This is a genomic window from Curvibacter sp. GW821-FHT09D12, from assembly GCF_059416245.1.
The window spans coordinates 18,530-36,820 of the sequence record NZ_JBWKOU010000021.1; the positions used below are offsets into that span (position 1 = coordinate 18,530).

General features: G+C 65.3%; 18 protein-coding genes. 7 read left to right on the forward strand and 11 right to left on the reverse strand.

Features of this window, described 5'->3' with window-relative positions; all coding sequences use genetic code 11:
* Positions 1-29 precede the first annotated feature (29 nt).
* From AC07PT_RS24345 to AC07PT_RS24355, 3 genes are all read left to right on the forward strand, one after another.
* Complete coding sequence (locus tag AC07PT_RS24345; RefSeq protein WP_494658425.1) at positions 30-995, forward strand: tripartite tricarboxylate transporter substrate binding protein BugE; 966 nt, start codon at positions 30-32, stop codon at positions 993-995.
* Between the two features lie 128 nt (positions 996-1,123).
* Complete coding sequence (gene xerD, locus AC07PT_RS24350; RefSeq protein WP_494658426.1) at positions 1,124-2,053, forward strand: site-specific tyrosine recombinase XerD; 930 nt, start codon at positions 1,124-1,126, stop codon at positions 2,051-2,053.
* A gap of 64 nt (positions 2,054-2,117) precedes the next feature.
* Positions 2,118-3,110, forward strand: a complete 993-nt coding sequence (locus AC07PT_RS24355) for a Bug family tripartite tricarboxylate transporter substrate binding protein (protein WP_494658427.1) — start codon at positions 2,118-2,120, stop codon at positions 3,108-3,110.
* A gap of 52 nt (positions 3,111-3,162) precedes the next feature.
* Here AC07PT_RS24355 and AC07PT_RS24360 read toward each other — a convergent pair whose 3' ends face one another.
* The 3 genes from AC07PT_RS24360 to AC07PT_RS24370 all read right to left on the reverse strand — a co-directional run bounded on the left by AC07PT_RS24360 (position 3,163) and on the right by AC07PT_RS24370 (position 6,702).
* The gene (locus tag AC07PT_RS24360; protein WP_492348663.1) at positions 3,163-4,461 is read right to left on the reverse strand and encodes an EAL and HDOD domain-containing protein; all 1,299 of its coding nucleotides are present in this window, start codon (positions 4,459-4,461) and stop codon (positions 3,163-3,165) included.
* Positions 4,462-4,521: 60 nt separating this feature from the next.
* A complete protein-coding gene (locus tag AC07PT_RS24365) occupies positions 4,522-5,754 on the reverse strand; it encodes an EAL and HDOD domain-containing protein (protein WP_494658428.1) in 1,233 nt (410 codons plus the stop codon).
* A 129-nt stretch (positions 5,755-5,883) separates the two neighbouring features.
* Positions 5,884-6,702 carry a ferritin-like domain-containing protein gene (locus AC07PT_RS24370; RefSeq protein ID WP_494658429.1) on the reverse strand — a complete coding sequence of 273 codons (819 nt, stop codon included), beginning with the start codon at positions 6,700-6,702 and terminating at the stop codon, positions 5,884-5,886.
* Between the two features lie 87 nt (positions 6,703-6,789).
* Between AC07PT_RS24370 and AC07PT_RS24375 the strand changes: the two genes are divergently transcribed.
* Together AC07PT_RS24375 and hslO are read left to right on the forward strand one after the other, a co-directional pair.
* Complete coding sequence (locus AC07PT_RS24375) at positions 6,790-7,314, forward strand: gamma carbonic anhydrase family protein (RefSeq protein WP_492348666.1); 525 nt, start codon at positions 6,790-6,792, stop codon at positions 7,312-7,314.
* A 44-nt stretch (positions 7,315-7,358) separates the two neighbouring features.
* Complete coding sequence (gene hslO, locus AC07PT_RS24380) at positions 7,359-8,351, forward strand: Hsp33 family molecular chaperone HslO (RefSeq protein ID WP_492348667.1); 993 nt, start codon at positions 7,359-7,361, stop codon at positions 8,349-8,351.
* Between the two features lie 62 nt (positions 8,352-8,413).
* Here hslO and AC07PT_RS24385 read toward each other — a convergent pair whose 3' ends face one another.
* The 8 genes from AC07PT_RS24385 to AC07PT_RS24420 are packed head-to-tail and all read right to left on the reverse strand — an operon-like array spanning position 8,414 to position 15,262.
* The gene (locus tag AC07PT_RS24385; RefSeq protein ID WP_494658430.1) at positions 8,414-9,094 is read right to left on the reverse strand and encodes an AAA family ATPase; all 681 of its coding nucleotides are present in this window, start codon (positions 9,092-9,094) and stop codon (positions 8,414-8,416) included.
* Positions 9,087-9,734 carry a nicotinamide riboside transporter PnuC gene (gene pnuC, locus AC07PT_RS24390; RefSeq protein ID WP_494658431.1) on the reverse strand — a complete coding sequence of 216 codons (648 nt, stop codon included), beginning with the start codon at positions 9,732-9,734 and terminating at the stop codon, positions 9,087-9,089. The genes AC07PT_RS24385 and pnuC overlap by 8 nt, the downstream gene beginning before the upstream one ends.
* A 34-nt stretch (positions 9,735-9,768) precedes the next feature.
* Entirely contained in the window at positions 9,769-10,044 is a 276-nt protein-coding gene (gene ftsB, locus AC07PT_RS24395; RefSeq protein WP_492348670.1) for a cell division protein FtsB, read from the reverse strand.
* Positions 10,045-10,075: 31 nt separating this feature from the next.
* The gene (gene eno / locus AC07PT_RS24400) at positions 10,076-11,359 is read right to left on the reverse strand and encodes a phosphopyruvate hydratase (protein WP_492348671.1); all 1,284 of its coding nucleotides are present in this window, start codon (positions 11,357-11,359) and stop codon (positions 10,076-10,078) included.
* A gap of 47 nt (positions 11,360-11,406) precedes the next feature.
* A complete protein-coding gene (locus AC07PT_RS24405; RefSeq protein ID WP_494658432.1) occupies positions 11,407-11,694 on the reverse strand; it encodes a DUF1330 domain-containing protein in 288 nt (95 codons plus the stop codon).
* Positions 11,691-12,545, reverse strand: a complete 855-nt coding sequence (kdsA, locus tag AC07PT_RS24410; RefSeq protein WP_492348673.1) for a 3-deoxy-8-phosphooctulonate synthase — start codon at positions 12,543-12,545, stop codon at positions 11,691-11,693. The genes AC07PT_RS24405 and kdsA overlap by 4 nt, the downstream gene beginning before the upstream one ends.
* Positions 12,546-12,562: 17 nt before the next feature.
* Complete coding sequence (gene pyrG / locus AC07PT_RS24415) at positions 12,563-14,209, reverse strand: CTP synthase (RefSeq protein WP_492348674.1); 1,647 nt, start codon at positions 14,207-14,209, stop codon at positions 12,563-12,565.
* Positions 14,210-14,254: 45 nt separating this feature from the next.
* Positions 14,255-15,262 carry a LysR family transcriptional regulator gene (locus AC07PT_RS24420; RefSeq protein ID WP_494658433.1) on the reverse strand — a complete coding sequence of 336 codons (1,008 nt, stop codon included), beginning with the start codon at positions 15,260-15,262 and terminating at the stop codon, positions 14,255-14,257.
* A gap of 111 nt (positions 15,263-15,373) precedes the next feature.
* On the opposite strand from AC07PT_RS24420, the gene AC07PT_RS24425 reads away from it, so the two are divergent.
* Positions 15,374-16,897 carry a CoA-acylating methylmalonate-semialdehyde dehydrogenase gene (locus AC07PT_RS24425; RefSeq protein ID WP_494658434.1) on the forward strand — a complete coding sequence of 508 codons (1,524 nt, stop codon included), beginning with the start codon at positions 15,374-15,376 and terminating at the stop codon, positions 16,895-16,897.
* 172 nt (positions 16,898-17,069) lie between these two features.
* Positions 17,070-18,281, forward strand: coding sequence for a bifunctional phosphopantothenoylcysteine decarboxylase/phosphopantothenate--cysteine ligase CoaBC (coaBC, locus tag AC07PT_RS24430; RefSeq protein ID WP_494658435.1), 1,212 nt, complete (start codon positions 17,070-17,072; stop codon positions 18,279-18,281).
* Positions 18,282-18,291: the final 10 nt, after the last annotated feature.

Below are 18,291 nucleotides of genomic sequence, written 5' to 3' on the forward strand. Positions count from 1 at the left end.
TCAAGAACGCGTTGACTAGGAGAATTCAAATGCATCGTCGTACCTGGATTGCTGCACTCGCCCTGAGCACATTGACCGGTGCCGTGTGGGCGCAGTCTTACCCGACCAAGGCCATTCAGTTGGTCGTTCCGTTTGCGCCAGGGGGCACGACCGACATCATCGCCCGCACCATCGCCGACCCGCTGGGCAAGGTGCTGGGGCAACCCGTGGTGGTGATCAACAAGGCGGGCGGCGGCGGCGTGGTGGGGGCCACCGAAACGGCGCGTGCGGTGCCCGATGGCTACAGCCTGGGCGTGGCCACGGTCTCGACCACGGCCGCCAACCCCGCCATCAACCCCAAGATCCCGTACAACCCGCTGACCGACTTCAGCCCCATCGTCAACGTGGCGGCCACGCCGAACGTGATCGCGGTGCACCCGAGCTTCCCGGGCAAGGACTACAAGAGCTTTCTGGCCGAGGTGAAGAAGTCGCCCGGCAAGTACTCGTACTCGTCGTCGGGCACCGGGGGCATTGGCCACCTGCAGATGGAGCTCTACAAGAACCTGGCGGGCGTGTTCGTCACCCACATCCCTTACCGGGGTGCGGGGCCGGCCTTGAACGACACGGTGGCGGGTCAGGTGCCGATGATTTTCGACAACATGCCCTCGGCCATGCCCTTTGTGCGTGAAAACCGGCTGATCCCCATCGTGGTGGCCGCCCCCACGCGTTTGGCGGCCTTGCCCAATGTGCCCACCTTCAAGGAGGTCGGGCTGGAGCCGGTGAACCGCATGGCCTACTACGGCATCTATGGCCCCAAGGGCCTGCCCAAGGAGGTGGTGGACAAGATCAACGCCGGCGTGCGCAAGGCCCTGGAAGATCCGGCCGTGCGCAAGCGCATCGAAGACACCGGTTCGATCATCGTGGGCAACACCCCCGAGCAGTTCGCCGACCAGATCAAGTCGGAGTTCGAGGTCTACAAGCGCGTGGTGCAACAGCAAAAGCTCACCCTGGATTGAGCTTGTGAACCTTCGGGCTCGGCGAGGCCTGTTCGGGCCCTGATGCCACAGGCCGGTTGCTTGCCACAGCAACCGGCCTTTTTTGCGTCTGGGGCATGGCATAGTTCGGGCTCTGCCTGCCCTCATCCATGTCCACGCTGACCCAGCCCACATCGACGCCTGTCCCCACGCCACGCAGCCAGGGCCTGATCGACAGCTTCATCGATGCCCTGTGGCTGGAAGACGGCCTGTCACAGAACACCCTGGCGGCCTACCGGCGTGACCTGAGCCTGTTTGCCGGCGCGCTGGCGCAGCAGGGGCTGTCGCTCGATGGCGCTGGCGAGGAACACATTCAGCAGTACTTTGCCCAACGCCATGCGCAGAGCCGCATCACCACTTCCAACCGGCGGCTGACCGTGCTGCGCCGGTATTTCCATTGGGCCCTGCGCGAGCGGCACATCTCGGTGGACCCCACGCTGCGCCTGCAGGCGGCGCGTCAGCCGCTGCGCGTGCCCAAGACCCTCAGCGAGGCCCAGGTCGAGGCCTTGCTGGCGGCCCCTGATACCAGCACCCCGCTGGGTTTGCGCGACCGGGCCATGCTGGAGCTGGTCTATGCCAGTGGCCTGCGGGTCTCCGAGCTGGTGGGCTTGCGCCTGCATGAGGTGGGCCTGTCTGAGGGGGTTCTCAAGGCCCAGGGCAAGGGCGGCAAGGAGCGGCTGGTGCCTTTCGGCGAAGTGGCGCGCGACTGGCTGCAGGCCTACCTGGCGCAGGCCCGGCCGGTCATCCTGGGGGGGCAGCTCAGTGACGACCTGTTTGTCACCCAGCGCGGGCAGGGCATGACCCGGGCCATGTTCTGGGTCATCGTTCGAAAAAATGCCGAGCAGGCCGGCATCCGGTCACCGCTGTCGCCGCACACGTTGCGCCACGCGTTTGCCACTCACCTGCTCAACCACGGGGCCGATTTGCGCGCCGTGCAGATGCTGCTCGGCCATGCCGACATCTCGACCACCACCATCTACACCCATGTGGCCCGGGAGCGCCTGCGCCAGCTGCATGCCCAACATCACCCGCGAGGCTGAGGGCGGCACATGGTCTGATGCCGCGCCCTCCAGCCTGCTCCCCACCTCTCGCTTTGGAGTTTTCATGTTCCTGAACTCACGCCGCCAATTTCTGGCCCGGTCCTCTGCCCTGGGCCTGTTGCCTGTCGCCCGAGGGGCCTGGGCGCAGGCCACGCCGGCCTGGCCCACGCGCCCGGTGCGCCTGCTGGTGGCCTATCCCCCCGGCGGCGTGAGCGATGTGGTGGCCCGCCTGCTGGCCGAGCGCCTGCAAGGCCCGTTAGGGCAGCCTGTGGTGATCGAGAACAAGGCCGGTGCCAGTGGGGCGATTGCCATGGACGCGGTGGCCAAGGCCGCCCCCGATGGCTACACCTTGGGCTTCAGTGCCATCAGCCCGCTGACCCTGAGCCCCCACCTGGGCAAGCTGCCCTATGACCCGGCCCATGACCTCGTGCCGGTGGTGAACGTGATGGCTTCGCCGGTGCTGCTGTTGGCCACGCCAGGGTCGGGTTTGAACGATTTTGCCGGGCTGCTGGCGCAGGCGCGCAAGCAGCCGGGGCAGGTGCGTTGGGCCACGGCCGGTCAGGCCTCACTGGGCCACATCATGCTGGAGCAACTGCGGGCTGCGGCCCAGGTGGACATCACGCACGTGCCGTACAAGGGCGGCGGGCAACAGATGACGGACGCCTTGAGCGGCCAGTTTGAGGTCTTGTCGACCAATGCCAGCGCCGCCGTGCTGCAGCAGGTGAAGAGCGGGCGCCTGCAGCCTTTGGCGGTGGGTGCCGCCAGCCGCCTGGAGGCCTTGCCCAAGGTGCCCACACTGGCCGAGTTGGGCTACCCCGCAGCCAACCTGGCGTCGCAGTTCGGGTTGCTGGCACCGGCCCGCACGCCGGTGGCCGTGGTGGAGCGCATCAATGCCGAGGTGAACCGGGTGCTGGCCCAGCCCGATGTGCGCAGCCGGCTGCTGGCCAGCGAAAACCTGCCTGCAGGGGGCAAGGCCAGTGATTTCGCCCGCTTGATTGCCCAGGAGTCCGAGGCCAACGCCCGCATCATCCGGCAGGCTGGCATCAAGGCAGATTGAGGCCCAGGGCCCGCCCATCCACCCGCCGCTGCGGTGGGTGGGGCTGAGAGCCTCAGTCGTTGAGCGACTCGGCCCAATCCAGGGCTTGAAGGTGGGCCCAGTTGACCTGGCGGTTGGACAGGTGCAGTTCGGTAGCCACACGGGCAAACACCGCGTCATCCCCTGATTCGCAAGCGATGGTCAGCTCCAGGAAGGGCCAGAACACACCGGTCTTGTTCAGCAGGGCATCGACCACGTTCTGCGGCAGCGAGACCGTGTTGAGCGCCTTGTCCAGCGAGATGCCCAGCATGGTGTCGAGCAGCGAGAACACCCCCACGATGAAGGCGTTGTCGCATTCCTCGGCGGGCAGCAGTTCGGCGGCCAGCAACTCCATCAGGCGCCCACGCACCACGGCGGTGGTGCCCACCGCGGGCGGTGCACCATCCTTCGACGTGGTGAGCAGCAGGGCGGCCCAGCGGAACAGCTTTTTCATGCCGAGCATCATCACGGCATGGCGGAACGAAGTGACCTCGACCTGCAGGCCGAAGCCGGCCGAATTGATGAAGCGCAGCAGGTTGAAAGACAGGGTGGGGTCTTTCTTGAGCAGTTCCTCGATGTCGCCCGCGTCGGCCTGTTTGCGCACCAGGTTGATCAACTGGATGATGGTGGCCTGCGAAGGGCGGATGGTCTTGGCCTGAACCAGCGAGGGCTTGGCGAACCAGAAGCCCTGGAAAAGCTTCACGCCCAGCTTGGCCATGCGCTCGAACTGTTCGGCGGTCTCCACCTTCTCGGCGATCATCTCGGCCTTGGTGTTGGCTCGGGCGAACTTGACCAGGGGCTCGGCCAGCTCAGGCTTCAGGATGTTCATCTCGATCTTGATGAACGAGGCCAGCGGCAGCCACGAGGCATAGGCCCGGCGCAGCATCATGTGCGGAAACGCCAGCCGGAAACCACGCTCGCGCAGGTCTTTCAGAATCAAGGCCCGCTGCTCGATCAGCTCCACGTCATCGGTGGGCATGGGCGGCACTTCCAGCACCACTTTTTCGGGGCTGATCAACTCCAGGTGTCCCCCGGCCAGGCTGTCATGGGTGCAGTTGATGAACACCGTCTTCTTGCCCACCAGGGCTTCGGTGCCGGCATAGGACAAGGCATTGAACAGCAAGGCCGCGTCGCTGGCGGCGGTGTGGCTGGCACCGCGGGTGGAGCGGTCAAAAAGCTCGTAGCCGTAGACGGCACGGTGTTCGTCCACGATGGCCTGGCGCGCGATCACCGAGGCGTTTTCGTCTTCGGCCGGGTTGCCCGCCGCGTTGTCGGCGATTCTGTCCAGTGGCGACAGGGCGCTGTCGCCCGGCGGGGCTTCGTTGGAACTCATGGGGTGTCCTTCCTGCATTGCTTTGATCTGTGTCGGGCCGACGGCGCCAAGCTGGTCCGCTCAGGCCTCATTGACCATCTGGTCGGCCCAGGCCAAGGCCTGCAAATGGGCCCAGTTGGCTTGCTGGCCGCTCAGCTTGAGGGTTTGACAGGCCTGGTTGAAGCGCACTTCATCACCCAGCTCGCAGGCTTCTGCCAGCTCCAGCAACGGGGCGTAGGGGCCTTCCTTGTTCAGCAGCACGTCTGTCACGGTGTGGGGCAGGGTCAGGGTTTCCAGGGCCTGGTCCAGCGGTACGCCCAACATCACGTCGAGCAGCGAGAAGATGCCCACCACGAAGGCGTTGTCGGCATCCTCGGGGCTCATCACCTGTTCGGCCAGCAGTTCCATCAGGCGCCCGCGCACCACGGCCATGTTGCCGATGGTGGCCGGCGAGTTGTCGGCGCGGGTGGCTGTGAGCAGCAGGGCCGCCCAGCGGAACAGCTTCTTGAGGCCCAAGAGCATGACGGCCTGACGGAAGGAGGTGACTTCGCGGGCGTAGCCAAAGCCTGCCGAGTTGATCAGGCGCAGCAGGTTGAAGGCCAGGCCCGCGTCCTTTTTCAGCACTTCCTCGATCTCATCGGTGCTGGCCTGGTTGCGCACCAGCTTGAGCAATTGCAGGATGTGCGCCTGTGACGGCGACACCATGCGGGTCTTGACCAGCGTCGGGCGCGCGAACCAGTACCCCTGGAACAACTGCACGCCCAGGCTGGACACGCGGTCATATTGCTCGGCCGTTTCGACCTTCTCGGCAATCAGGGCGGCATCGGTGCTGCGGCGGGCGTTCTTGACCACCTCTTTCAGGTCATTGTTGGCAATCAGTGCCAGATCCAGCTTCACGAACGTGGCCAGCGGGCGCCACAGCGCATAGGCCGGTTCGAGCACAAACTGCCCGAAGGCAAGCCGAAAGCCCCGCTGACGCAACTGGGCCAGGATGGGCAGGCGGTGCTCCACGTTCTGGGGGGCCGGGTCGTCCAGGGGCGGGATTTCCAGCACCAGGCGCTCGGGGTTGACCAGATCCAGGTGACCGCCCGCCAGACTGTCATGGGTGCAGTTGACAAACAGGAACAGCTTGCCGAACAGGTCCTCTTCACCGACGTGCGAGAGGGCATTGAACACCAGGGACACGTCCGAAGCCGCCGTGTGGTCGCCGCTGGCCTGGCTGCGGTCGAACAGTTCGTAGCCCACGACATTGTGGGAGGCATCGACGATGGCTTGGCGGGCAATCATGGGCGCCTGGGTTTGTCCGTTGGCCATTGATGGAGCCCCGCCGGCAGGAGGGGCGTTGTTCGGACGTACAGCAGTCATGTGGGGAGGCCTTTCACGGCCGCTATTTTAGAGATGAACGGGGCTCAAGACGCTCTTGACGGACTCCCAAGCGGTGCTTTACCCGTTTTGCAGCCATTCCATCTCGATTTCCGTGAAACCTGCCGCACGCCGGGCCTGGTCGTTGAAGGGGGGGCGCATGCGCGGGGCCTCGTGGCGGCGCGTCAGCTCGGGGTAGAGCGCCACCGGGTCCAGGCCCTGACGCTCGCACAGCCAGCGGTACCAGTGGTTGCCGATGGCCACGTGACCGACTTCGTCGCGCAGGATGATGTCCAGCACGCTGACGGCCTCGAGCGCGTCGGGTGTGCCAATGCGCCGCAGCTTGGTCTGGATCAGCGGAGTGGCATCCAGGCCCCGAGCCTCCATGGTGCGAGGCACCAGGGCCATGCGGGCCACGATGTCGTCCGCAGTCCGCTCGCACATGGACCACAGGCCCTGGTGGGCCGGAAAGTCGCCGTAGTCCCAGGGGTGCCCGTTGTGGGGCATGCGTTGCAATTGTGCACGCAGCAGTTCGAAGTGGTAGGCCTCCTCACGGGCCACCCGCAGCCAATCGGTGTAGAAGGCCTCGGGCATGCCCGCAAAACGCCAGACCGCATCAAGGGCCAGGTTGATGGCGTTGAATTCGATGTGTGCGATCGAGTGCAGCAAAGCGGCCCGCCCTTCCACCGTGCTGGGCGACCGTTTGACCACTTCGGTGTGCTTGACCAAGGGTGGGCGGTCGGGGTGGCCGGGCAGCAGGGCGCCAGCGGGGGCTTGCAGCCGGGTGTTCACGGCCAGGGCCAACGCACCAGCCTGCTCGTGCAAGGCCACGGTGGCCGCCACTTTTTGGGCGGGATCGGTGAGGCACAAGACCTCCAATGCACGTTGACGTAGCTCCATCTCTACAATTCTAGGCTGCGCCGCCGGGCCTGCCCGGCACTTGATGGCTGACAAAGCGGCCCCAAATGAACCCACTGGAGACAATGAATGGCAGTGTATGAACTCGACGGGGTGGCCCCGGAAGTGGCCGAATCGGCCTGGATTGCAGACAGCGCACAGGTGATGGGCCGGGTCAGCCTGGGGCAGGACGCCAGCGTCTGGTTTGGCACGGTGGTGCGTGGGGACACCGAATCCATCACCATCGGTGAAGGCTCCAACATCCAGGACGCCAGTGTCTTGCACGCCGACATCGGCAAGCCGCTGGTGGTGGGGCGCCATGTGACCGTGGGGCATCAGGTCATGTTGCACGGGTGCACCATTGGCGACGAATCGCTGATCGGCATCGGTGCGGTGGTGCTCAACGGGGCCCGCATCGGCAAGAACTGCCTGGTGGGGGCCGGCTCGCTGGTCACGGAGGGCAAGGAGTTCCCGGACGGTTCGATGATCATCGGCAGTCCGGCCAAGGCGATCCGCCAGCTCAGCCCCGAGCAGATTGAAGGGCTTCGCCAGAGTGCGAAGCATTACATCGACAACGCCCGCCGTTTCAAGGTGGGTTTGCGTCGCGTCGACTGAGCTCCCGGGCTTGTTCGAGGTGGCGATTTTCAGGATTTTTTTGCGTGTCTGAACTTCATAAATTTCTTTTTGATGGCCTGCCGGTGCGCGGCATGATCGTGCGCCTGACCGATGCCTGGACCGAGGTCCTGGCCCGGCGTGCCGCCAACTCGGCCACCGGGGCCTACCCGGTGCCGGTGCGCGAGCTGTTGGGTGAGATGGCCGCGGCCAGCGTGCTGATGCAGTCCAACATCAAGTTCAATGGGGCCTTGGTGCTGCAGGTGTTCGGCGACGGACCCGTGCGTGTGGCCGTGGCGGAAGCCCAGCCCGACCTGAGCCTTCGTGTCACGGCCACCCTGGTCGGCGAAGTGCCCGAGCAGGCGCGCCTGAGCGAGATGGTCAATGTCCACAACAAGGGGCGCTGCGCCATCACCTTGGACCCCAAGGACAAGTTCCCGGGCCAACAGCCCTACCAGGGGGTGGTGCCCCTGTTCGATGACCATGGCCACAAGCTGGAAAAGCTCAGCTCGGTGCTGGAGCACTACATGCTGCAAAGCGAACAGCTCGACACCTGCCTGGTGCTGGCGGCCGACGACAAGGTGGCTGCGGGCCTGCTGATCCAGCGGCTGCCGCTCGAAGGCGAGGGCAACTTGGCCGGCAGCCTGCGCTCTGCAGCCAATGAGGACGAGATCGGCCTGAATGAGCACTACAACCGCATCGCCCTGCTGGCCGGCAGCCTCAAGCGCGAGGAACTGCTGACGCTGGATGTGGACACCATCCTGCGTCGTCTGTTCTGGGAAGAAAAAGTGGTTCGCTTTGAACCCCTGAAGGGGGACACCGCACCGCGCTTTGCCTGCAGCTGCAGCCGCGAGCGCGTGGGCCAGATGATCCGTGGCCTGGGCACGGAAGAGGTCGAAAGCATCCTGGCGGAGCAAGGGCAGATCGAGGTGGGCTGCGAGTTCTGCGGCCAGCAATACCATTTCGATGCGGTGGACGCGGCCACGCTGTTCACCCGCACCGAGCATCACCTGGCGCCTGGCACCAAGACCGTGCAATGAAAAGAAAGCACCAGATGGGTGCCTCAGGCTGCCAAAACGCCCCTTGATGGGGCGTTTTTGTTTCAGGACCCGCGTGCCTGCAAGCCCGAGAAGAGCTTGTGCTCACAGGCACCGTCGCTGCAATGCTCGCAGCGCCAGGGGCGGTTCAGCACCTTTTCGTCGCGCAGGCTGGCGATGCGTTCGAGCAGGCGGTTGCGCTGGGGCAGGCTGGGCAATCGGGTCAGTGTCAGCAGCGCGTTCTGCAGGCGGCGCTCCCCCGTGCCATACACCACCTGGTAGGGCAGGCTGTGGCTGCTCAGAGCCAGGCGCAGCCGGGCATCCACCGGTTCACGCACCTGAGGGCCGTCCCGCTGCAGGCCATCGGCCACCCAGGGCAGGTCCAGGCCGGTCAGCAGAGTGAGTGCATAGCCCTGCTGATGGCGCGCCGCGTCGGCGTACAGGCGGATGTCCTGGAACAACAGGTCGCTGTACACCGCGGTCATCAGGGGGGTGGTGTCGGCCAGCACCAGCGCAGTGTGGCGGGCGGCCTCCACGATGCGCCGGGCTTGTTCTCGGGCAATGGCGGCTTGTTCGTCGGGACGGGGGGGGCGGGCCTCGTGCTCACACCATTCGCGCAGGTATTCCGGCACCACGGTGCAGGCGATGCCACAGTCGTTCAGGGCCTGGCCCAGGGCCAGGCTCAGGGCCGTCTTGCCGGTGCTTTCTGCTCCCAGCAGGGCCACGCGCAGCCCGGTTTCAGCCATGGACTTGAGCCACGGTCTGGTGATGCTGCCCTTGCTGTTGCCGCCAGGCCCGCCAGCCCACCACGCTCAGGGCGCTGAACAAGGCGTACAGCACGGTGGTCAGCCACAGGCCCTTGTAGGCAAACAGGCCGATGCAGACCAGGTTGACGATCAGCCACACCAACCAGTTTTCGGTCAGCTTGAGCCCCAGCAGCACTTGCCCCACCAGGCTGGCGGCGGTCGGGAAGGCATCCCACCAAGGCACGTCGGAGTCGGTGTAGCGCTGCAGGAACCACCCGGTCAGCGGCCACAGGGCCACACAGGCCACCACCACGCCCAGGCGTCCGCGCGTGCCCATGGAGCTGATGCGCAGCGCCTGGCGCGGTGTGCCGTCTGGGGTTTGGCGGCCTTGCAGCCATTGCGACCAGCCCCACAGCGCCAGCGCCACAAAAAAAGCCTGCAGCAAGGCATCGCCATACAGGCGGTTGCGCCAGAACAGCAGCAGGTAGAGGGCCGAGCTCAGTATCGCCAGCGGCCAGCCCCAATGAATTTCACGGATGTTGCAGGCCACCATGGCCAGGGCGAGGGCAAATGCCACGACCTCAAGCCAGCTGGTGGGGGCGCCCCAGAGTTCAAACGCGGTGGTGAACAGGGCATCCATGAAGAGGAGGCGCCGCAGCCATCAGGCCGGGCGCTTATTTGGTGATCTGGACGAAGATCTCGTTGGGCCTGACCATGCCCAGCTCGATGCGGGCACGTTCTTCGACCATGGCCAGCCCTTCCTTGAGGTCGTTGACCTCGGAGGCGAGCTGGTCGTTGATGCGCTGCGCCGCCGCGTTGCGGGCCTGCTGCTCGTCGATTTTCTGCTGCAGGCTGGCGACGTTGGGAATGCTGCCGCGACCCAGCCAGAGCTGGGCATGCAGCAGGCCCAGCATGGCCAGCAGGATCAGCGGAAGCAGTCGAAGGCCCATGGCGGTCTCAGCCCATCAGCGCCGTGGCGGCTCAGCGCAGGTTGTAGAACGCAGCACGGCCCGGGTAGACGGCCACGTCGCCCAGGTCTTCTTCGATGCGAAGCAGCTGGTTGTACTTGGCCATGCGGTCGCTGCGGCTCATCGAACCGGTCTTGATCTGGCCGGCGTTGGTGCCCACGGCGATGTCAGCAATGGTGGAGTCTTCGGTTTCGCCCGAGCGGTGCGAAATCACGGCGGTGTAGCCGGCGACCTTGGCCATTTCGATGGCCTGGAAGGTTTCGGTCAGGGTGCCGATCTGGTTGATCTTGATCAGGATCGAGTTGGCGATGCCCTTGTCGATGCCTTCTTTCAGGATCTTGGTGTTGGTCACGAACAGGTCGTCACCCACGATCTGAACCTTCTGGCCCAGGCGTTCAGTCAGGTGCTTCCAACCGTCCCAGTCGCCTTCGGCCATGCCGTCTTCGATGCTGATGATGGGGTACTTGTCGCACCAGGTGGCCAGGATGTTGGTCCATTCTTCGGCCGACAGCACCAAACCTTCGCCTTCGAGGTGGTACTTGCCATCCTTGTAGAACTCGCTGGCAGCGCAGTCCAGGCCCAGGGCGATCTGCTCGCCGGCCACGAATCCGGCCTTGTCGATGGCTTCCAGGATCAGCTGGATGGCGGCCTCATGGCTGGCCACGCTGGGGGCAAAGCCGCCTTCGTCGCCCACGGCGGTGCTCATGCCCTTGTCGTGGATGATCTTCTTGAGGGCGTGGAACACTTCGGCGCCGTAACGCACGGCTTCACGGAAGGTGGGGGCGCCCACCGGGATGATCATCAGCTCTTGCAGGTCGAGGTTGTTGTTGGCGTGCGCGCCACCGTTGATGACGTTCATCATCGGCACCGGCAGTTGCATGCCACCCATGCCGCCAAAGTAGCGGTACAGGGGCAGGCCCGATTCTTCGGCCGCAGCGCGGGCCACGGCCATGGACACGGCCAGCATGGCATTGGCGCCCAGGCGGCTCTTGTTGTCGGTGCCGTCCAGATCGATCAGGGTCTTGTCCAGGAAAGCCTGCTCGGAGGCGTCCAGGCCCAGCACGGCCTCGGAGATCTCGGTGTTGATGTGTTCGACGGCCTTGAGCACGCCCTTGCCCAGGTAGCGCGACTTGTCGCCGTCACGCAGTTCGATGGCTTCACGGCTGCCGGTGGAGGCGCCCGAGGGCACGGCGGCGCGGCCCATGACGCCCGATTCGAGCAGAACGTCGCATTCGACGGTGGGATTGCCGCGGCTGTCCAGGACTTCACGGCCGACGATGTCTACGATTGCACTCATGTTGTCTTCTTTCAAAACAAAACAAAAACGGTCTGCAGTCGGGGTGCTCAGACCCCTTCAACCACGATCATGCGCATGATGGCCGCGCCCTCACGGGCCGCACGGGCTTGCCCGTATTCGGGCGAATCATAAAAGACCCGGGCGGCGGCCACACTTGCAAACTTCAGGATGACCAGGCGTTCTGGTGCCCAGTCACCCTCCAACACCTCGACCTGGCCCCCACGCACGCACACCTCGGCCTGGTGGGCCTGGATGGCGGCGGTGGACCATTGGCGGTACTCGTCGTACTGCGCAGGGTTGGTGACCGTGACGTTCGCAATGATGTACGCACTCACTGGAAATCGCTCTCCAGGAAGGGTGTCTTTTTGGTGACCAAATCCAACGCGAGCAAGGTCTCCAGCAAGGCCTTCATGCGCTTGAGCGGCACGGCATTCGGGCCGTCGCTCAGGGCTTCGCTGGGGTTGGGATGGGTTTCCATGAACAGGCCGGCCACACCCACCGCCACGGCGGCACGGGCCAGCACTGGCACCATTTCACGCTGGCCGCCTGAGCTGGTGCCCTGGCCACCGGGCAGCTGAACGCTGTGGGTGGCATCGAACACCACCGGGGCGCCGGTTTCACGCATGATGGCCAGGCTGCGCATGTCGCTGACGAGGTTGTTGTAGCCGAAGCTGGCGCCGCGTTCGCAGGCCATGAAGCTGTCCTCGGGCAGGCCGGCGTCGCGGGCGGCGGCACGGGCCTTGTCGATGACGTTCTTCATGTCGTGGGGCGCGAGGAACTGCCCCTTCTTGATGTTCACCGGCTTGCCGGACTGGGCCACGGCGCGAATGAAATCGGTTTGCCGGCACAGGAAGGCCGGTGTCTGCAGCACATCGACCACGGCGGCCACGGCCGGGATCTCGGCCTCGCTGTGCACATCGGTGAGGATGGGCACGTTCAGCTCTTTCTTGACCTTGGCCAGGATCTCCAGGCCGCGCTCCATGCCCGGCCCCCGGAAAGTGGTGCCCGAGGAACGGTTGGCCTTGTCGTAGCTGCTCTTGAAGATGAACGGGATGCCGAGTGCCGAGGTGATTTCCTTCAGCGTGCCGGCGGTGTCCATCTGCAATTGCTCGGACTCGACCACACAGGGCCCGGCGATCAGGAAGAAGCGTTGGTCAAGGCCGATGTCGAAGCCGCAGAGTTTCATGGTGTTTCCCAGGCCTTTCAGGCCGCAGTCTTGTGGTCCAGTGCCGCCTTGATGAAGGCGTTGAACAGCGGGTGGCCGTCCCAGGGGGTGGATTTGAACTCAGGGTGGAACTGCACGCCCATGAACCACGGGTGCACGCTTTGCGGCAGCTCGACGATTTCGGTCAGGTGCTCACGCTGCGTCAGGGCCGAGATCACCAGGCCCGCTTCGCGCAGCTGGTCCAGGTAGTTCACGTTGGCTTCGTAGCGGTGGCGATGGCGTTCGGTCACCACGTCGCCGTAGATCTTGTGGGCCAGGGTGCCGGGGGTCACGTCGGAGCTCTGGGCGCCCAGGCGCATGGTGCCGCCCAGGTCGGAGTTCTCGTCGCGCTTCTTGATGGTGCCGTCGGCGTCTTTCCACTCGGTGATCAGGGCGATCACGGGGTGGGGCGAGTCGGGTTCGAATTCGGTGCTGTTGGCATCGGTCAGGCCGGCCACGTGGCGTGCGTATTCAATGGTGGCCACCTGCATGCCCAGGCAGATGCCCAGGTAAGGCAGCTTGTGCTCGCGAGCGTACTGGGCCGCACAGATCTTGCCTTCGACGCCGCGCTTGCCAAAGCCGCCCGGCACCAGGATGGCGTCGTATTGGCCCAGGCGCTTCACGTCCTGCGGGGTGATGGTTTCAGAGTCGACGTAGTCGATCTTGACCGCGACATGGTTCTTCATGCCGGCATGGCGCAGCGCTTCGTTGAGCGATTTGTAGCTGTCGGACAGGTCGACGTACTTGCCCACCATGGCGATCTTGACCTCGCCCTTGGGGTTCTCGGTCTCGAACACCAGATCGTCCCAGCGCTTGAGCTTGGTCGGCGGCGTGTTCAGGCGCAGCTTGTCGCAGATCAGGCCGTCCAGGCCCTGCTCGTGCAGCATGCGGGGCACTTTGTAGATGGTGTTCACGTCCCACATGGAGATCACGCCCCATTCGGGCACGTTGGTGAACAGCGAGATCTTGGCGCGTTCGTCTTCCGGGATGCGGCGGTCGGCACGGCACAGCAGCGCATCGGCCTGGATGCCGATTTCGCGCAGTTTCTGCACGGTGTGCTGGGTGGGCTTGGTCTTGAGTTCGCCGGCCGCAGCGATCCAGGGCACGTAGGTCAGGTGCACGAAGGCCGCGTTGTTCGGGCCCATGCGCAGGCTCATCTGGCGTGCGGCTTCCAGGAAGGGCAGCGATTCGATGTCGCCGACGGTGCCGCCGATCTCGACGATGGCCACGTCCACCTCATCCGGGGTGCCGATGCCGGCGCCGCGCTTGACGTATTCCTGGATCTCGTTGGTGATGTGCGGGATCACCTGAACGGTCTTGCCCAGGTAGTCACCGCGGCGTTCTTTTTCCAGCACCGACTGGTAGATCCGGCCGGTGGTGAAATTGTTGGTCTTGTTCATGCGCGTTTCGATGAAACGCTCGTAGTGGCCCAGGTCGAGGTCGGTCTCTGCGCCGTCATCGGTCACGAACACCTCGCCGTGCTGGAACGGCGACATCGTGCCCGGATCGACGTTGATGTACGGATCGAGCTTGATGAGAGTGACTTTGAGGCCTCGCGATTCGAGGATCGCGGCGAGGGAGGCTGAGGCGATTCCCTTGCCCAGGGAAGACACCACACCGCCGGTGACGAAGACAAATTTGGTCATGTCGGGGGGTCGGGAGCAGTTGTCCCGGGAGGTGGTAAACGGAGATTATAAAGGTGCCGCCGGTGCGACACCTTCATGCAGCAGGGGTGACTTGGATGGGGCCTGCAGCGCAAACCCGCCAGCCAGAGATTGTCGCAGGTGCTGCACCAGTGCGCTGACCGCTCGTGGCACATGGGCCGAATAGGGGCGTATCGCATACAGCTGCCGGGCAAATGGGCCGGCATTGGCCCAGTGGGCCAGCACCTGAACCAGTTGCCCGTCGCGCAGGCCGGCCTGGGCACTGAAGTCGGGCAGCAGGGCGATGCCGATGCCAGCCAGGGCGGCATCGCGCAGGGCCTCGCTGTTGTTGGCGGCCAGGGGGCCGGCCACCGGGACCGTGACCCGCTCCCCTGGCTGGCCGGGCGGGGCTTCGGTGGCCGGGGACTCGAAGGTCCAGGTGGGGGTGCCGCCACGGCGCGGGTAATGCAGGCAATCGTGCTGGCGCAGGTCTTCGGGGTGGCCCGGCGTTCCGCGCCGGGCCAGGTAGGCGGGGCTGGCCACCAGCACCGAGCGGGTCGGGCACAGGTTCCAGGCCACATGGGTTTCCGGCACCTGGTCGCTGTGGCGGATGGCCAGGTCCAGCCCCTCCATGGCCAGTGAGGCCATGCGGTCCGACATGTCCAGCTCCAGCCGCACTTCAGGGTACTGCTGCAAGAAGGTCGCCAGGCGGGGCACCAGTTGCTGGCGCGCCAGCGCCACCGGTGCGGTCAGGCGCAGCAGGCCGCGCGGGGTGCCGGCCAGGTCGCGCACGCTGGCAAAGCTGTGGGCAATGGCATCGAAGGGTGCACGGGTATCGTCGACCAGGCGCTGGCCGGCCTCGGTCAGGCGCACGCTGCGGGTGGTGCGCTGCACCAGGGGCACGCCGGCCAGCTTTTCAAGCTCCGAGATGCGCTGGCTCATGGCGGCCTTGCTCACCCCCAGTCGGGTGGCGGCGGCGGTGTAGCTGCCTTGCTGGGCCAGCACCCCCAGCCAATGCAGGTGGCCCCAGAGGGTGTGGATTATTTGGTCGTCCATGTTCATATTGTTCATCAATTTGAATAATGAGTTCAGCGGCGAGTGCTAGGCAGGGGCGGGGGCGCTGCCTAGACTGCAGTCCTGCATTCATTCTTTCAACAGCGAGGCACCATGAGCCAGACCCTTTCTTCCGCCGACGTCGGTCATTACATCGGTGGCACCGCCACGGCAGGCGTCAGCACCCGCCGCCAGCCGGTCTACAACCCCGCCACCGGTGAAGTGGCTCGCCAGGTGCTGCTGGGCAGTGCGGCCGACGTGAATGCCGCCGTGGCTGCCGCCCAGGCCGCCTTCCCGGCCTGGTCCGACATGCCGCCGATCCGCCGTGGTCGCGTGATGTTCAAGTTCCTTGAGTTGGTCAACCAGCACAAGGACACCCTGGCCCGCATGATCACGCTGGAGCACGGCAAGGTGTTCACCGACGCCCAGGGCGAGGTCAGCCGTGGCATCGACATCATCGAGTTCGCCTGTGGCATTCCTCAGTTGCTGAAGGGTGACTACACCGAGCAGGTGTCCACCGGCATCGACAACTGGACGATGCGCCAGCCTCTGGGCGTGGTGGCCGGCATCACCCCCTTCAACTTCCCGGTGATGGTGCCGATGTGGATGTTCCCGGTGGCCATCGCCGCCGGCAACACCTTCGTGCTCAAGCCCAGCCCGACCGACCCCAGCGCCAGCCTGTTCATGGCCGATCTGCTCAAGCAGGCCGGCCTGCCAGACGGGGTTTTCAACGTGGTGCAGGGCGACAAGGAAGCCGTGGATGCGCTGCTGGAGCACCCTGATGTCAAGGCGGTCTCCTTTGTCGGCTCCACCCCGATTGCCAACTACATCTACGAAACCGGTGCCCACCACGGCAAGCGCGTGCAGGCCCTGGGCGGCGCCAAGAACCACATGGTGGTGATGCCTGACGCCGACATCGACCAGGTGGTCGACGCCCTGATCGGCGCCGGCTATGGCTCGGCGGGCGAGCGCTGCATGGCGATCTCGGTGGCCGTGCTGGTGGGTGACGTGGCCGACAAGGTCATCCCCAAGCTGCTGGAGCGTGCCAAGAGCCTCAAGGTGCTCGACGGCATGAATCTGGACGCCGAAATGGGCCCCATCGTCACGGGCGCGGCCCATGCCCGCATCAGCGGCTACATCGATGCCGGCGTGAAGGAGGGGGCCCAGTTGCTGCTGGACGGCCGCAACTTCGACGGCAAGAGCGCTGGCCCCGGCTGCGACAAGGGCTTCTGGCTGGGCGGCACCCTGTTTGACCATGTCACCCCCGAGATGAAGATCTACAAGGAAGAAATCTTCGGCCCGGTGCTGTCGTGTGTGCGGACCAAGGACTTTGCCGAAGCCGTGAAGCTGATCAACGACCACGAGTTTGGCAACGGTGTGAGCTGCTTCACCCGCGACGGCAACGTGGCGCGCGAGTTCAGCCGCCGCATCCAGGTGGGCATGGTCGGCATCAACGTGCCGATCCCGGTGCCCATGGCCTGGCATGGTTTTGGCGGCTGGAAGAAGAGCCTGTTCGGCGACATGCACGCCTATGGCGAAGAGGGCGTGCGCTTCTACACCAAGCAAAAGAGCGTGATGCAGCGCTGGCCCGAAAGCATCGGCAAGGGCGCCGAGTTCGTGATGCCCACGGCCAAGTAAGCGGCAGACACCCGCTCTGACGGCCCAGGCCACCTTCGGGTGGCCTTTTTTTCGTGACCACCTTCGGGTAGCCTTTTTTCATGGCCACCCGCGTGACCCGAAGGGCGTTGCGGGTCTGCTACATTGCCGCATTCTTTGCCAACCGGGCCCGCTCAGCCGGGCCCTTGTCACCATGGACCTCCAGGGAAAACACATTGTGCTCGGCCTCACCGGCGGGGTGGCCTGTTTCAAATCGGCCGAACTGTGCCGCGAACTGATCCGCCAGGGCGCCACGGTGCAGGTGGTGATGACCGAGGCCGCCTGCCAGTTCATCACCCCCGTCACGATGCAGGCCCTGTCGGGCCGGCCGGTCTACACCTCGCAGTGGGATGGCCGCGAGGCCAACAACATGCCCCACATCAACCTCAGCCGCGAGGCGGATGCCATCGTGCTGGCCCCGTGCAGTGCCGACTTCATGGCGCGCCTGGTGCAGGGACGTGCCGACGAGTTGCTGAGCCTGCTGTGCCTGGCCCGCCCCATCGAGCGCGTGCCGCTGCTGGTGGCCCCCGCCATGAACCGCGAGATGTGGGCTCACCCGGCCACCCAGCGCAATCTCGCCCAGCTGCAGGCGGATGGCGCCGTTCTGCTGGGGGTGGCGCGGGGCGACCAGGCCTGCGGCGAAACCGGCGACGGTCGCATGCTTGAAGCGTTGGAGATCACCGAAGAGGTGATTGCCTTCTTCCAGTCCAAGACGCTGCGCGGCCAGCGGGTGCTGGTCACCGCGGGCCCCACGTTTGAGTCCATCGACCCGGTGCGCGGCATCACCAACCATTCCTCGGGCAAGATGGGCTTTGCCATTGCGCGTGCTGCCCGCGAGGCCGGGGCCGAAGTGACGCTGATTGCCGGCCCGGTTCACCTGCCCACCCCGCGCGGGGTGCGCCGCCTCAACGTGGTGTCGGCATGCGACATGCTGGCCGCCACCGTGCCGGCCAGCGAGCAGGCTGATGTGTTCATTGCCACGGCCGCCGTGGCCGATTGGCGGCCGGCCAGCGCCAGCGACCAGAAGATCAAGAAAGACGGTTCGGGCCAGACGCCCCAACTGAGCTTTGTCGAAAACCCCGACATCCTGCACACCGTCGCCCAGGGCGATCGTGCCCGCAGCGGGGCACTTTACTGTGTCGGTTTTGCGGCCGAGAGTCACGACCTGGTGGCCCATGCCCAGGCCAAGCGTGCGCGCAAGGGCGTGCCGCTGCTGGTGGGCAACATCGGGCCCACGGCTTTCGGGCAAGACGACAATCAGCTGTTGCTGGTGGATGCGCAAGGCGTCCAGGAGCTGCCCCGGGCTTCCAAGCTGGCGCTGGCGCGCCAGTTGGTGGCCGAGATTTCCCGCCGCAAGGCCTGCTGATGCCTGTTGA

Excerpts from the sequence above, each read along its gene's own strand:
- AC07PT_RS24345 (WP_494658425.1), top strand. The coding sequence starts at position 30 with ATGCATCGTCGTACCTGGATTGCTGCACTCGCCCTGAGCACATTGACC.
- xerD (WP_494658426.1), top strand. The coding sequence starts at position 1,124 with ATGTCCACGCTGACCCAGCCCACATCGACGCCTGTCCCCACGCCACGC.
- AC07PT_RS24355 (WP_494658427.1), top strand. The coding sequence starts at position 2,118 with ATGTTCCTGAACTCACGCCGCCAATTTCTGGCCCGGTCCTCTGCCCTG.
- AC07PT_RS24360 (WP_492348663.1), bottom strand. The coding sequence starts at position 4,461 with ATGAGTTCCAACGAAGCCCCGCCGGGCGACAGCGCCCTGTCGCCACTG.
- AC07PT_RS24365 (WP_494658428.1), bottom strand. The coding sequence starts at position 5,754 with ATGGCCAACGGACAAACCCAGGCGCCCATGATTGCCCGCCAAGCCATC.
- AC07PT_RS24370 (WP_494658429.1), bottom strand. The coding sequence starts at position 6,702 with ATGGAGCTACGTCAACGTGCATTGGAGGTCTTGTGCCTCACCGATCCC.
- AC07PT_RS24375 (WP_492348666.1), top strand. The coding sequence starts at position 6,790 with ATGGCAGTGTATGAACTCGACGGGGTGGCCCCGGAAGTGGCCGAATCG.
- AC07PT_RS24385 (WP_494658430.1), bottom strand. The coding sequence starts at position 9,094 with ATGGCTGAAACCGGGCTGCGCGTGGCCCTGCTGGGAGCAGAAAGCACC.
- pnuC (WP_494658431.1), bottom strand. The coding sequence starts at position 9,734 with ATGGATGCCCTGTTCACCACCGCGTTTGAACTCTGGGGCGCCCCCACC.
- ftsB (WP_492348670.1), bottom strand. The coding sequence starts at position 10,044 with ATGGGCCTTCGACTGCTTCCGCTGATCCTGCTGGCCATGCTGGGCCTG.
- eno (WP_492348671.1), bottom strand. The coding sequence starts at position 11,359 with ATGAGTGCAATCGTAGACATCGTCGGCCGTGAAGTCCTGGACAGCCGC.
- kdsA (WP_492348673.1), bottom strand. The coding sequence starts at position 12,545 with ATGAAACTCTGCGGCTTCGACATCGGCCTTGACCAACGCTTCTTCCTG.
- pyrG (WP_492348674.1), bottom strand. The coding sequence starts at position 14,209 with ATGACCAAATTTGTCTTCGTCACCGGCGGTGTGGTGTCTTCCCTGGGC.
- AC07PT_RS24420 (WP_494658433.1), bottom strand. The coding sequence starts at position 15,262 with ATGGACGACCAAATAATCCACACCCTCTGGGGCCACCTGCATTGGCTG.
- AC07PT_RS24425 (WP_494658434.1), top strand. The coding sequence starts at position 15,374 with ATGAGCCAGACCCTTTCTTCCGCCGACGTCGGTCATTACATCGGTGGC.
- coaBC (WP_494658435.1), top strand. The coding sequence starts at position 17,070 with ATGGACCTCCAGGGAAAACACATTGTGCTCGGCCTCACCGGCGGGGTG.